We start from the raw sequence: 13,632 nt of genomic DNA, 5'->3' as shown, positions 1-13,632 counted from the left end.
CAAGAGCCGTCCGACCGAAGGGACACGCCTTAGCGTGCAGGCGGCAGCGCCGTGCTCTCGCGCACCACGAGTTGCGTGGGGACGAGCGTGGTGCCGTGCTCCGTCGCGTCGTGACGCATCTGCCGCAGTACGCCCTCGACGCAGCGCCGTCCCGCTTCCGTGACGGTCCGGCCCGACCCCTCCTATCAGCACGAGAGATTCCAGGGCTGGGGCGCCAGCCTGGTCGTCGGCGAAGTCCACCTTGTCGAAGACGACTTGATCCCGGCCGTGGCCTACGAACACTGTCTTGACGAAGAGGATGCTGCCACCGGTGAAGCGCGCGCCGCGGAAGCCGGTCTCGTCCAGCACAGCGCCGGTGAGGACCAGGTCGTACCCCGCCACGATTCCACGGAGTCGTCCCGCAGGTGGGTGCCGATGAGCCGGAGGACGGTCTGACGGACCCCGCGCTCGCGCCGCCAAGCCGCCAGTGCCTGCTCGTCTTCCGGTGGTCAGCCGAGCGCGGCATCCTCAGGTAGCCGCACAGTACGTCGATGCAGGTCTGCCGCTCCTGCGCCCAGTCGTCGGCGAGCCTTGCCATGGCGTACGCACCGGCCATGCGTACCGCGGCCTGATCCGAGCCGAGTTGGTCAGCCGCAGCGCCGAACCGCTCCGCCAGGACCTTGCTCTGTTCTCGGGTCTCGGCTGCTTCGCTGAGGTGCTGGCGGCGGTAGGCCACCACCAGGGCCACAACGCCGCCGGCGCCGGCGACCACGGTCAAAGCGATCTTGATGCCGTCGTATCTGTCGTTCGGCTTGAGTGGGCCGGCCACGCCCAGCCGCGGCGAAATATGTCAGACCGCATGATCGTCCGGAACCCGCGCCGAGCGGTCGGACCTACGGCTCGGGGCCGTCTCCCGCTCGGCCTGCCGCACGGCAGCGCCGGCGGTGCCCCCCTCGCAGCCCTGAGCTGCATGGCGGCAACGGTTTCCACCCCGAGGTGGCGGGCAGGCGGATGAGTGAGTACCTAGGAAAGGACCGACATGAGTGCCGGAGAGAAGGCCAAGGCCAAGGCGGAACAGGTTGTCGGGAAGGCCGTGAGGAAGGCAGCCCACGCGATGGGCAACGAGACCACCGCCGCCAAGGGTGCCGCACTGGAGACCCGGGGCAAGGCCCGGGCCACCAAGGAGAAGTCGAAGGGCACCTTCAGGCGCTGACCATGCCCCGCTGACCACACCCCGCGGACCGTACCCCGCCAGGGCGCGAGCCGCGAGCGAAGCCACGGCGCAAAGGCAGGAGCGGACCCCGCGGACGACGGTGCGCACGCCGGGCACTGCCCGGCTGCACACCGTCGGCCGCATGTCGGCGGCGATGACTGCCCGGATGATCTCCGGTGGCCGGCCACCTGTGGTCGATCGGCGACTGAAAGCAACCAGATCCCCACCCTCCGCGCACACCGAACCTGTGGCCCGTGCCCGAACGGCACGCGGGGGGGCGTCAGCACCCAACGCGCGGCCCGGGCCTCGGCCGTCTCCAGCCGCAAGCCACCCTGGAACCTCACCTGCACGCCGCCTTCACCGGCCCCGTCGAGAACCGGCACGCCCGAGCACGATTACTTCCGGTGCGACCGCCGAGGCATACGTGCAGATGCGAGAGCTGGGCATGAGCGACTAACGATCGGGAAGCCGGTAAGGCTCCAGGTTGGACGGAACGAAGGAGCAAGATGTGGCTGCTGACCGCGATCAAGCGGAAACGGCCTGGTGACCGCCATCAGCGTCGAACAGCACTGGCACTTCCGAGGTGCTCTGAGCGACGTGACCGACGCCCGCGACTCGGCCTCGGAATTTCTTTACGGCCTGACTCGCATCCATCCCCCCACGACACCGGAAGCCCACGACGACGTACTCCTGGTCGTCACCGAACTGGCCTCGAACGCGTTCACCTTCGCCCCCGGCCCTTTCACCCTGACCTTGCAGGCCATGATGAGCGGAACCTTGCACGTCGCCCTGAGCGACACGAACCCCACACCACCGAGTCCGCGCCCCACCGACCTCAACGGCCGAGGCGGCCTGGGATGGCACCTCATCAACGCACTCGCGGACGAGACCATCACCGTCCCGGAGACTCTCGGCAAGACCGTGCATGCCTTCCTCCCCTGGTGAGAGCCCGATCGCGGCGGGGGGTCGGCGTACGAGCCGGTCCTGCCCGGGAAGGAACGCGCGGTTCACCCGGGAGCGGTATGCGATGCACGGGTGGCTGGGGCGTCGCGAGGGGGACGGCCCGGTCATCGATGGCTCAGCACGTTGACGACGCGTCCATTCGGGTCGCGGACGAAGAACCGTCTGACGCCCCACTCCTCGTCCTGCAAGGGATGCACGATCTCCGCGCCGCTCTCCCGCATGGCCGTACAGGCAGCGTCCACGTCGTCCACCTCGACGCTCATGTCCGGAATGACAGGTGCGGTCCTGTCGCTGGTCATGAAGCTGGCTTGCGCGGCCGGATGAGAGGGAGAGGCGAGCGTCATGATCCAGCCGTGGTTCATGACCTCCTCCAGGCCCAGCAGGCTGTAGAACGCCGCGCTCTCCTCCATGGCTTCCGTCGGGATGTTGGGGACGATCCGGCAGACGGACATCGGCGACTCCTGATGACAGACGACAGTGATGTGTGTGCCCGATCCTGCCCCTGGGCAACAGGGCACACCCTCCGCCGCGCCGACCGTCGCAACAGGCGCTAGAACGGCCGTTGTTCCCGGTGTCAGGCGGGCACGTGCGAGTGCAACTCGCGTGCGGGGCCTCGTCGGGCGAAGCACAGCACGCGCAGTACGAACGCGGGGGTGAGGAGCCATTCGGGGCGGCGGATCAGGCCGGCGACCTCACTGAAGCGGATGCACACCGCGGAGTCGTGCTGGGCCGCGAGATTGACCCGTGCCATGTAGCGGTCCATGAGATCGGTGCCCGGCGGCTTCTTCCCGGTCGTGCCCTTGTACGCGAAGTCGCCGCCGACCGCGATGGACCAGGCGATGGCTACGGTCCGGGCGGCAGCCCGGAAGTAGTGGCGGGTGAATGCCCGGTCGACCGCCCCGGCCCGGTCCAGGCAGCTACCCAGAGCCGCTGCCTGTTGAGCCGCTGTGCTCATGCCCTGCCCGTAAATCGGGTCGAAGCTGCACACCGCATCACCGATCATCGCCCATCCCAGGGGGTATCGGCGGAGCCGTTCCAGGTGGCGGCGCTGGTTCGAGGGGAACCGGTAGCCCACCGGGGCGTCCAGCGGCCGCGACGCCGTCATGAGGTCGGCGATGACCGGCGAGTCCAGGGATCGCGCGAACGCCACTCGGTCCGCCTCGTCGGTCGGCGGTACCTCACCGTTGATGCCGACCAGAGCCACGATCCACCGCTCGCCCTCCCAAGGAAGCGCCACCGCCAGGCGCCTCGTCTCCGGGTCGCCGATCACCATGGCCGCCTTCCAGTCCCGTACCGGCAGCTCGCCGCGCCGGTAGGAGCGGCTGGCGTAGTGAGTGTCCACGGTCACCACGGACGTCGGCGGTTCCCCGTATCCCAGCTCTTTCAGCCACCCGAGGCTCCTGGCCTGGCGCCCCGTGGCGTCGACCAGCAGATCGCAGGCGAGCATGGAACCGTCGGACAGCCGTACACCGGTGACCCGACCGCCCTCGTCATCGGCGACCACGCCCTGGGCTGCGGTGCCGTCCTTCAGCGTGACTCCGGGCAGCTCCGCCACGCGCCGGCGGACAGCCGCCTCCAGGAACGGCCGCGACATCACCGGACCCCGCAGCTCGGTCGTCGGTCCCACCAGCGGACCGCCACCCTGGTGCCAGTAGAAATCGCGGACCACGTCCACTTCGGTCGCACCACCGGCGTACAGCTCGTCGATGATCCCTGGAAACCAGCCTTCCAGTAGCCGGGCCCCGGCGTAGAGCAACAGGTGGGGCTGCCTGCCCTGCGGAACGTGTGCACGCCACCGGGCATCGTCGGGCATCACGTCGCGGTCGATCACGACAACGTGCCGAAATCGCTCCGAGAGCACGCGGGCAGCACACAGTCCTGCCATGCTCGCGCCGACCACGACCGCCGATTCCGCCACTCGGCGTGGCTGTCGCGTGTTCATACGGCCTCCTGCGAGGCAGGCGTCACCCCCCCATTTTCCCACCGCTGCTCGACAGGTGCTTGCTTCGCGCTACGACAGCGTGCCGGCCACGACGGACGCCGCTTCCGCGATCAGTTTGTTGTCGTGGTCAGCGTTTTCCTTGCCACGGTTCGACATGATCGCCACGACGATGGGGGCGGTGTCCGGCCGCCAGATCACGGCGATGTCGTTCCGGGCGCCGTACCCGCTTCCTGTTCCGGTCTTGTCGCCGACCGTCCAGCCCTTGGGCACCCCGGCCCTGATGAGTTCGGCCCCGGTGGTGTTGGTCCGCAGCCACTTCGTGAGCTCCGCGCGCTCGCCCTTGCCCAGCACGTCTCCGAGAACGAACGCGCGCAAGTCATAGGCGAGTGCCCGCGGCGTGGTGGTGTCCCGCGTCGTACCCGGGGCCCATCGGCTCAGCTCGGGCTCGCGGCGCTCCATCCGGGTTACGTCGTCGCCCAGGTCCTCGAGTACGGAGTCCAGGCCCTCGGGGCCGCCCAGTTGATCGAGGAGCAGGTTGGCCGCGGTGTTGTCGCTGTAGCGGACGGCGGCGTCACAGAGTGCGCGCAGGCTCATCCCGTTCTCGACATGCTTCTCGGTCACGGGAGAGTTGACGATCAGATCGTCCTTGGAGTATTCGATGACCCGGTCCATCCCGCCCAGTGAGTACTTTCGCAGCACGGCACCGGCGGCCAGCGCCTTGAACGTGGAGGCGTAGGCGAACCGCTCTCCATCGTTGTAGGACACCTCGCGCCCGGTGCCGGTGTCGACGGCGTAGACGCCCAGCCGCGCGTCGAACCTGCGCTCAAGCTCCTTGAACTCGCGGGCGTAAGGCTGCGCGGCCGTACCCGGGGTCGCCGACGCGCTGGAGGGAGACGGTGAGGAGGAGGCCCGGGACGTCGGGGGCGACGAGGAAGCCGGGGAACCGCCTTCGCCGCAGGCCGCGAGCGGAACGAGGGCGAGCGTGGCAAGCGCACCGACGAGGGCGTGTCGGGCACGGGTGTGCTGCATGGTCCAACCTCCGGGCGTCCCGAACGCGGGGCGCGTAGGGCATGGGAGGGAGCCGCGGCCCGCCCCGATGCGTGGTGATGAGTGCCGGGACCACCCTTGCCTTCGAGTGTCATGCGGTCCAATGCGCTTGTGCGCTGTTCCATGCCGCACTGGCATAGGGTTCGGCTGTGGATCTGGTGGGAGCGTGTCGCGCGTTTGTCAGTGTCGGCGAACACGGCAGTTTCACCGTCGGAGCGGCCGCTGCCCGGATGTCCCAGTCGGTAACCGACCGTCGCGTCCCCGCCTTGGAGCAACACTTCGGTGAGCAGTTGTTCGAGCGCACGTCGCGGCGGGCCGTCCTTACCCCCTTCGGCCGGGACATGCTGCCGGCCGCAGGACAGCTCGTGCAGTCGGCCGAGGTGCTGCTGCACGAGGCGGAAGCCGCCAAGCGCATACCGTGGCGGCTCGCGGTGCCCGCTGTCTGTTCCGCGGTCGGTCTCGCCCGCCTCGTCGCCGAGGCCCGGAGGCACGGCGTCACGCTCGACCTGCGCGTCGCGGAGCCGACGCAGCGCATGGAGCTCATCCACGCGCAGCAGGTACGTGCGGCCTTGTTGGCGGTCCCAGCGGACGAGGCGACGTGGTCCGTGCCGCTCGGGCTTGCGGTGCGCGGGATCCCGGTGTGCAGCGCGTCTTCCTCGAAACGCTGCGGGTGGGGCGGGCTTCCTCCGGTCCGGCCCGCCGTGTCTGGATCCAACCGGAAGATGACGTGCCGCACATCCGCGACCCACTGACGCGGCTGCGTGACGCCGTCGGCCTGCGACCCGCGCAGCTCGTGGCCGCGGCCGACCTGACGAACGCGGCGGCAGAAGTACTCTGCACCGGCGACCTGCTGCTGTGCTCCCCCGCGCAGGCCGCAGAACTCGCCCTGAACTGGCGGCCCATCGGTGAGATCGCGCTCAGCCGTGGGTTCGCCCTCGCCACCGCCACGGACGGAAACGCCCAGCACCTCGAAGTGCGCCTGGGCGACGCCATCGCCCACTGCCTCGGGGCGGGCCTCCAGGCGGGCACGGCGGAAGGGACGGCGGCTTGAGCGCCGAGGCACTGATACGCGACATGCGCCGGCAGTTGCACGACGGTGGCCTGCACGGCTGCCTGCTCGTACGGGATCTGCACACAGGTGAGGAGCTGGGCATCGAGCCGGACACCCAACTGCCCGCCGCCTCCCTGGTCAAGAACCCACTCGCGCTGGCCACGGCAGATCGCATCCGACGGGGCGAACTCGACGGAGCGACGATGCTCGACGTGGAGCCGGGGCGGATCACCACGCCCGGCCCCACCGGGCTGTGCCGGTTCCGCCCCCCGTCCGGATCGCAATCGACGACCTGCTGTACCTGAGCACCTGTGTGAGCGACGGAACTGCCGCCGACGCGCTGTTCGACCTCACTCCGCCCGCCCAGGTCGCCGCCATCCTCCGGAAGCTCGGGTCGTCGAGCATTCCGACGGTCAGGCCTTCGCCGTCGCCGTACTCGCCGAGTCACTCGTTCCGGCCAGTACCCAGCCCTGCTCCGACGCCCTCATGGCGCAGGTCGCCCGCACACTGCGCGACCACCTTCGCCAGCTCTGGCGTCCCTAGGTCGCGTCAAAGGGCTGGTCCCGGACGCCCCAAGGCAGGTCCAGGCCGATCGGCCTGGAACTGCCGCAGCACCGTTTGCGATGGTCTCCACCGGCCTTGCTGAAGAGGGTGGGGACTTCTCGTTCCTGCGCTGCACGCAGGCCCATGCAACTCCGTCTGGGCCAACGAAACCGCCGTACGCGGCGCGTCGTTGCCTCACGAAGGGCTTGCCCGTCCACAGCGGGCGAAAAGGCAAAGGAGAGTACCCATCCCTTGCCACTCTCAACATATAGCGCACCCGGGGGCTTGCGGCAAGACCCCTGTCGTACCGCACAATCACTCGGCGATCCCAGAACCTGAGGAAACGGGAGATTCACTAAGTGCGTGTGCTTTTGTCGAGTGATGGGTCATGCGAGGGCGTCGAGCCGGTGAACGGGACGAGCGGAGCTGATGACGTGAACTCTCTGACCACCAGCGCGTTCGACCTTCCCGACCGCCTCGCCCCCAAGGCCGACCCGGAGCTGATCGGCGGCGACGAGCAGCACTTCGCGGCCATCGCGGAGAGCCTCGAGCAGGCGATCGCCGAACTGTCCGAGCGTCTCGACGCCCTGCGCAAGGCGCCCGGCGGCGCCGGCCGGGAGGCGCTGGAGCGGGACACGGAGATCCACCGGCTGACCGGTCGGCTGCGCGCCCTGCGTCGCTTCGGCCTGGACCTGTGCCTGGGACACATGGTCGAAGCGGACAGCCCCGAGCCCGTGTACATCGGACGGCTGGGACTCACCGACAGCGCGGGGCGTCGGCTGCTGGTCGACTGGCGCTCCCCCGCGGCCGAGCCGTTCTTCGCGGCGACCCACGCCAACCCCATGGGTCTGGCAAGCCGCCGCAGGTATCGCTGGACCGGTGGCCGGATCAGCGACTACTGGGACGAGGTGTTCACCGCGGACGGGCTCGAACGGCACGCCGCGCTCGACGACCAGTCCGCCTTCATCGCCAGCCTGGGCAGCAACCGGTCGGCCCGTATGCGGGACGTGCTCTCCACCATCCAGGCCGACCAGGACGCCATCATCCGGGCGGGGGCCCGTGGCGCCCTCGTCGTGGACGGCGGTCCGGGTACGGGCAAGACCGTCGTCGCCCTGCACCGCACCGCCCACCTCCTCTACTCCCACCCGAACCTCGGTCACCGTAGGGGCGGCGTGCTGTTCGTCGGCCCTCACCGGCCCTACCTGGCCTACGTCGAAGACGTCCTCCCCAGCCTCGGGGAGGAGGGCGTGCAGACCTGCACCCTGCGGGACCTCGTCGACGAGGGAGCCGGCGCGGCGATCGAGACCGACCCGGACGTGGCCCGCCTCAAGTCGTCCGCGAACATGGTGCGGACGATCGAGATGGCCGTCAGGTTCTACGAGGAGCCGCCTGCCGAGGGCATGACGGTCACAACCGACTGGGCCGACATCTGGCTGAGCGCCGACGACTGGGCCGAGGCGTTCGAGGCGGCAGGACGAGGCACTCCGCACAACGAGGCGCGCGAGCAGATCTGGGAGGAGCTGCTCACGATCCTGATGGACAAGTTCGACGGCGACGTCTCGCCCGAGCAGTTCCGCAAGTCGCTCATGCAGGACAGAGAGCTGGTCAGGACCCTCGATGGCGCGTGGCCGCTGCTCGAAGCGGCCGACCTCGTCGGGGACCTGTGGTCGGTACCCGCCTACCTGCGGATGTGCGCGCCCTGGCTCGACCGCGACGACGTGCGCAAGCTGCAGCGCGCGGACACCCAGGCCTGGACGGTGTCCGACCTTCCGCTCCTGGACGCGGCGCGGCAGCGGCTCGGCGACCCGGAGGCGTCGCTGCGCAAGCGCCGGCACGACGCTGCTGTCGCCGCCGAACGCGAGCGCATGGCCGGTGTCATCGACAACGTGCTCGCCGCCGACGACGACGGTGAGGGCGCGGTCACGATGCTGCGCGGGAAGGACCTTCAGGACAGCCTGATCGACGATTCCGCACTGCCCACCACCGACCGGGACCTGCTCGCCGGCCCGTTCGCGCACATCGTCGTGGACGAGGCTCAGGAGCTGACGGACGCGGAGTGGCAGATGCTGCTGCTGCGGTGCCCGTCCCGGAGCTTCACCATCGTCGGGGACCGTGCCCAGGCCAGGCACGGGTTCACCGAGTCGTGGCAGGAACGGCTCGAGCGGGTCGGGCTCGGCCGGATCGGCCTGGCCTCCCTGAGCGTCAACTACCGCACGCCGGAAGAGGTCATGACGGAAGCCGAGCCGGTCATCCGGGCCGTGCTCCCCGACGCCAATGTACCGACCTCCATCCGCAGCAGCGGTGTCCCCGTCGTCCACGGATCCGTCTCGGATCTGGACTCGGTCCTCGACACCTGGCTCGCCGAGCATGCCGCCGGGATCGCCTGCGTCATCGGCACCGGTGACACCGACGGTGGCACGTTCCGGGCGACGTCCCGCGTACGGTCGCTGACCCCGGAGCTTTCGAAGGGACTCGAGTTCGACCTGGTCGTCCTCATCGATCCGGAGACGTTCGGCACGGGTGTCGAGGGAGCGGTCGACCGCTATGTCGCGATGACCCGAGCGACCCAGCAACTCGTCATCCTCACGAGCCCCTGACGTCCGCCGAGGCCCCGTGATCGCCGCCCGCCGATCACGGGGCCGCCGCCCAGGGAATCTGCCCTGGACGTCGCGGTCCGCGGGAGGGGGAAAGAAAAGGGGAAACGGGGTAGGGCTGAGGGTCGGGACATGTCTGGGAGCCCCGCTGCTGCGGGTGGCCTCGGGCAGACCGCGGTCGGAGTAGAAGCGAACCGTTTTGACGGTGGCACCCGCCTGCTCGGCAAGCTCTCCGATGCTCCACATGCCGTCCGGGAACAAGACTTGATCCTCCCTCAGGGGGAGTTCCCACCGTACCGGTGAGCGTGGACGGGTCGTCAGTCCCGTTGTGGACCGACGGAGTCGACGTGCCGGGTGTACTGACCGTGGGCCACGACTCCGCCGGGTCAGTCGTCCAAGGCAAGGGGCGGCGTAGCGTGGTGCAGTACCTCGCCGCGGAAGAACTCCGGGCTGTGGCGCCGCATCAACAGCATGATCAGGGCGCCCAGGAGCAGCAGGCCCACGCCGATGACGAAGACGCTGCCGATTCCGGCGACCGAGCTGCCGCTGCCGTAGGACGGTTCCCAGGCGTCCCTCAGCGTCCGGACGAACACTCCGGCGAGCATCAGGCCGCCGAGACCCGGCAGGAGCCCCTTGATCAGCAGGTTGCCGAGCGAACGCGGCAGCTCGCGGCGGAAGAACCAGACGCACGCGAAGGCGGTGATCCCGTAATAGAAGCTGATCAGGAGACCGAGCGCGAACACGGTGTCCAGCAGGACGTCCTCGCTGACCAGTGTCATCAGCGTGTAGAACGAGCTTGCGACGAGGGCTGCCGCGACGGTGGCGAGGGACGGGGTCCTGAAGCGCGGGTGTACGGCGGCGAACATCGTGGGCAGGGCTTTGTAGGTGCTCATCGCAAGGACCGTGCGGGCCGCCGGGATGAAGGTGGTCTGCAGGCTGGCGGCGGCGCTGGTCAGGACCGCGACGAAGAGCAGCACCCCGAGGCCGGAGCCCATGACCGGATAGGCGAGTGCGGCGAAGACGTTGTCCGCGGTGTCCGGGTTGCCGAGGCCGGTGCCCGTACTACCGATGCCCGCGTACATCTGGGCGGCGACGGCGACGAGGAGGTACGTACAGACAATCACGACGATGGAGAGCAGCGCGGCACGGCCCGGTGTCCGCTTCTCGCCGAGGCTCTCCTCATTGACCGTCAGACAGGCGTCCCAGCCCCAGTAGACGAAGATCGAGAGGGTGACGCCGGCGGAGAAGGCACGGAAGGACTCGACGCCGAACGGGTCCAGCCAGGCCCAGGAGAAGCCGAGCGATCCCTCGGCCTCGCCGGATGTGGAGATCGCCATGACGATGAAGAGGGCGAGTACGACCAGCTGCAGCCCGACCAGCACGGACTGCAGCCACTCGGTGAGGGTGATGCCGCGGTAACTGACCCAGGTGGCGACGGCGATGAAGACCAGGGTGGTCAGGATGTGGACGCTCTTGTCGTCGTTGAGTGCGGTGACGTCGGGGCTGTCGGTCACCTCCCCCAGGAAGAGGTAGAAGAACTCCGTTGCCACCCCGGCCAGGTTGGAGAGCACCACGACGGACGCCATCAGCAGGCCCCAGCCGCACATCCAGCCGGTGCTCGGGCCGAAGGCCTTGACCGACCAGGCGAACGAGGTGCCGCAGTCGGGCAGCACCTTGTTGAGTTCGCGGTAGGCGAAGGCCACCAGCAGCATCGGTACGAATCCGGCCAGGAAGATACCGGGCATCCGCAGCCCGGCCTCGCTGACGGTCGGTCCGAGGGTGGCGGTGAGGCTGTAGGCGGGGGCGACGGTGGAGATCCCGATCACCGTGCTGCCGAGCAGGCCGACGGTGTTCCGGCTGAGGCCCTTGGCCCTGAGGTCGTTGGCATCCTCGGCGTGCGCGGCTCCTTGCTCCATCCGCTCAGTTTGGTTGATTTCGAATGAAGAGTCCTGAACGCCCCGTAATTTCGGTCGCTCAGTGGCGTTCGGCCCACCCGCATGCCACGCGCATGCCGGACCCTGAGACCTCAGCGGGCACACCTGCACCGTCACTCTGCGTAGACACCCGTACCGACGGACGAAGCGACACATCAGCGCGGGACCCACACGCCTCGGCCGACGAGAAGTGCTCGACAGGGCATTCCGGGAGACGCCCGCAAGGGCCGCCGGATGTGGGCGGGACACCTGGCAAACCGCACAGCGGCACCCTTTTGCATGATCAAAGTAGCGGCGGGTTAGCATATGAGCGCCGCCTAGCTCGAAAGATAAAACCTGTGACTGTCAATGACGACTCGTTCACCAATTGGAAGAACCGCGAGGAGATCGCGGAGTCGATGATCCCCGTCATCGGGAAGCTGCACCGCGAGCGGGACGTCACCGTCCTGCTGCACAGCCGCTCCTTGGTGAACAAGTCGGTGGTCAGCATCCTCAAGACTCACCGGTTCGCCCGGCAGATCGCCGGTGAGGAACTCACGGTCAACGAGACGCTGCCGTTCCTGCAGGCTCTCACCACACTCGATCTCGGCCCTTCCCAGATCGACATCGGCATGCTCGCCGCGACGTACAAGACCGACGACCGCGGTCTCTCCGTCGCCGAGTTCACCGCCGAGGCCGTCGCCGGCGCCACGGGCGCCAACAAGATCGAGTGCCGTGAGGGCCGCGACGTCGTCCTCTACGGCTTCGGCCGCATCGGCCGCCTCGTCGCCCGCCTGCTCATCGAGAAGGCCGGCTCCGGCAACGGCCTGCGGCTGCGCGCCATCGTCGTCCGCCAGGGCGGCGACCAGGACATCGTCAAGCGCGCCTCGCTGCTGCGCCGCGACTCCATCCACGGCCAGTTCCAGGGCACGATCACGGTCGACGAGGCGAGCAGCACGATCATCGCCAACGGCAACGAGATCAAGGTGATCTACGCCAACGACCCGTCCGAGGTCGACTACACGGCGTACGGCATCAAGAACGCCATCCTGATCGACAACACCGGCAAGTGGCGCGACCGTGAGGGCCTGTCGAAGCACCTCCGCCCGGGGGTCGACAAGGTCGTCCTGACCGCGCCGGGCAAGGGCGACGTCCCCAACATCGTGCACGGCGTCAACCACGACACGATCAAGCAGGACGAGCAGATCCTGTCCTGCGCGTCCTGCACCACCAACGCGATCGTCCCGCCGCTGAAGGCGATGGCGGACGAGTACGGCGTCCTGCGCGGCCACGTGGAGACCGTCCACTCGTTCACCAACGACCAGAACCTGCTGGACAACTTCCACAGTGCCGACCGTCGCGGCCGCTCCGCGCCGCTCAACATGGTCATGACCGAGACCGGTGCCGCCTCCGCCGTCGCGAAGGCGCTGCCCGAACTCAAGGCGCCGATCAGCGGCAGCTCGATCCGCGTCCCGGTTCCGGACGTCTCGATCGCGATCCTCAGCCTGCGGCTCGGCCGCGAGACCAACCGCGAGGAGGTCCTCGACTACCTCCGCAACGTGTCGCTGACCTCGCCGCTCAAGCGCCAGATCGACTTCACCACGGCCCCCGACGCGGTCTCCAGCGACTTCATCGGCTCGCGCCACGCCTCGATCGTCGACGCCGGCGCCACCAAGGTCGACGGCGACAACGCGATCCTCTACCTGTGGTACGACAACGAGTTCGGCTACTCCTGCCAGGTCATCCGCGTCGTCCAGCACGTCTCCGGGGTGGAGTACCCGACCTACCCGGCCCCGGTGGCCTGATCTCGGCCGTCTGATGTCGACAGTCTGATCTCTGCAGTCTGATCTCTGCAGTCTGATCCTCCGGATTGTCCCGCGAGGCGGCAGTGGGGGCGGCAACCGATCCCGTATCGGTTGCCTTCCCACTGCCGCCCACCGCCCCCACACTCGCCACTGCGGTCAGCTCTCCCCCTCAGTCGCAACCAGTGCGACCGCTGATCGGTCGTTCACGGCATGGCTGCTCATGCCCCACCACCACCCGCGCAGGCTGCCGATCACCGACACAACTGATCCCTGCGAGGGCAGGCCATTCAGTTGGCGTTCGAGGTGTGTCTATGTCGACCACCATAAACACGCGGGTCCTGCCGACAGCTCAACCTTGTGCGGGAGGACGACTTCGTCTGCGTCTGCCGCGACGAAGCTCTGCCTCTGGGATGGAACGTCTCTGAGCCACTCGGCTGACTGGGTGCATCAACCCGCCGCACAGCCGAATGTGATGCCACAAGCCCCTGCGCAGCATCGCGCAGGTTGAGCACGCCGCCCCCGGCCCGGGCCGACCCCCTCGCCCCGCCATGGCACAAGGTCGGCGTCGGACGATTCGGGGCG

General features: G+C 68.7%; 9 protein-coding genes and 3 pseudogenes. 7 read left to right on the top strand and 5 right to left on the bottom strand.

All coding sequences use genetic code 11. The features are described 5' to 3' along the window. Window positions 1-159 precede the first annotated feature (159 nt). The 3 genes from ACWIHY_RS23980 to ACWIHY_RS23970 all read left to right on the top strand — a co-directional run bounded on the left by ACWIHY_RS23980 (window position 160) and on the right by ACWIHY_RS23970 (window position 2,137). Entirely contained in the window at window positions 160-435 is a 276-nt protein-coding gene (locus ACWIHY_RS23980) for a hypothetical protein (protein ID WP_454377716.1), read from the top strand. 583 nt (window positions 436-1,018) lie between these two features. Then, on the top strand, window positions 1,019-1,192 hold the full coding sequence (locus tag ACWIHY_RS23975) for a hypothetical protein (RefSeq protein WP_454377715.1): 174 nt from the start codon (window positions 1,019-1,021) through the stop codon (window positions 1,190-1,192). A gap of 543 nt (window positions 1,193-1,735) precedes the next feature. Then, the gene (locus ACWIHY_RS23970) at window positions 1,736-2,137 is read left to right on the top strand and encodes an ATP-binding protein (RefSeq protein ID WP_454377714.1); all 402 of its coding nucleotides are present in this window, start codon (window positions 1,736-1,738) and stop codon (window positions 2,135-2,137) included. Between the two features lie 122 nt (window positions 2,138-2,259). Here ACWIHY_RS23970 and ACWIHY_RS23965 read toward each other — a convergent pair whose 3' ends face one another. From ACWIHY_RS23965 to bla, 3 genes are all read right to left on the bottom strand, one after another. Then, window positions 2,260-2,607, bottom strand: a complete 348-nt coding sequence (locus ACWIHY_RS23965; protein WP_454377713.1) for a VOC family protein — start codon at window positions 2,605-2,607, stop codon at window positions 2,260-2,262. 122 nt (window positions 2,608-2,729) lie between these two features. Then, the gene (locus ACWIHY_RS23960; RefSeq protein ID WP_454377712.1) at window positions 2,730-4,097 is read right to left on the bottom strand and encodes an FAD-dependent oxidoreductase; all 1,368 of its coding nucleotides are present in this window, start codon (window positions 4,095-4,097) and stop codon (window positions 2,730-2,732) included. Window positions 4,098-4,166: 69 nt separating this feature from the next. Beyond that, complete coding sequence (bla, locus tag ACWIHY_RS23955; protein ID WP_454377711.1) at window positions 4,167-5,126, bottom strand: class A beta-lactamase; 960 nt, start codon at window positions 5,124-5,126, stop codon at window positions 4,167-4,169. Window positions 5,127-5,293: 167 nt separating this feature from the next. Here bla and ACWIHY_RS23950 point away from each other — a divergent pair. From ACWIHY_RS23950 to helR, 3 genes and pseudogenes are all read left to right on the top strand, one after another. After that, window positions 5,294-6,195 (top strand): annotated as a pseudogene (locus tag ACWIHY_RS23950) (LysR family transcriptional regulator). Continuing rightward, window positions 6,192-6,613: pseudogene (locus ACWIHY_RS23945) on the top strand (serine hydrolase); the annotation flags it as partial. The pseudogenes ACWIHY_RS23950 and ACWIHY_RS23945, both read left to right, overlap by 4 nt. A 559-nt stretch (window positions 6,614-7,172) precedes the next feature. Then, a complete protein-coding gene (helR, locus tag ACWIHY_RS23940; protein ID WP_454377710.1) occupies window positions 7,173-9,335 on the top strand; it encodes an RNA polymerase recycling motor ATPase HelR in 2,163 nt (720 codons plus the stop codon). A 132-nt stretch (window positions 9,336-9,467) separates the two neighbouring features. On the opposite strand, the pseudogene ACWIHY_RS23935 reads toward helR, so the two are convergent. Both ACWIHY_RS23935 and ACWIHY_RS23930 read right to left on the bottom strand, forming a co-directional pair. Beyond that, window positions 9,468-9,578 (bottom strand): annotated as a pseudogene (locus ACWIHY_RS23935) (MerR family DNA-binding transcriptional regulator); the annotation flags it as partial. A 140-nt stretch (window positions 9,579-9,718) separates the two neighbouring features. Further along, on the bottom strand, window positions 9,719-11,248 hold the full coding sequence (locus ACWIHY_RS23930; protein WP_454377709.1) for an APC family permease: 1,530 nt from the start codon (window positions 11,246-11,248) through the stop codon (window positions 9,719-9,721). 356 nt (window positions 11,249-11,604) lie between these two features. Here ACWIHY_RS23930 and ACWIHY_RS23925 point away from each other — a divergent pair, with 356 nt between their 5' ends. Further along, window positions 11,605-13,050 carry a glyceraldehyde-3-phosphate dehydrogenase gene (locus tag ACWIHY_RS23925; protein WP_454377708.1) on the top strand — a complete coding sequence of 482 codons (1,446 nt, stop codon included), beginning with the start codon at window positions 11,605-11,607 and terminating at the stop codon, window positions 13,048-13,050. Window positions 13,051-13,632 lie beyond the last annotated feature (582 nt).

This window comes from Streptomyces sp. NPDC055287 (genome assembly GCF_053646035.1).
Note: the sequence above shows the minus strand (reverse complement) of the source record. Positions and strands in the feature narration are given on the sequence as shown.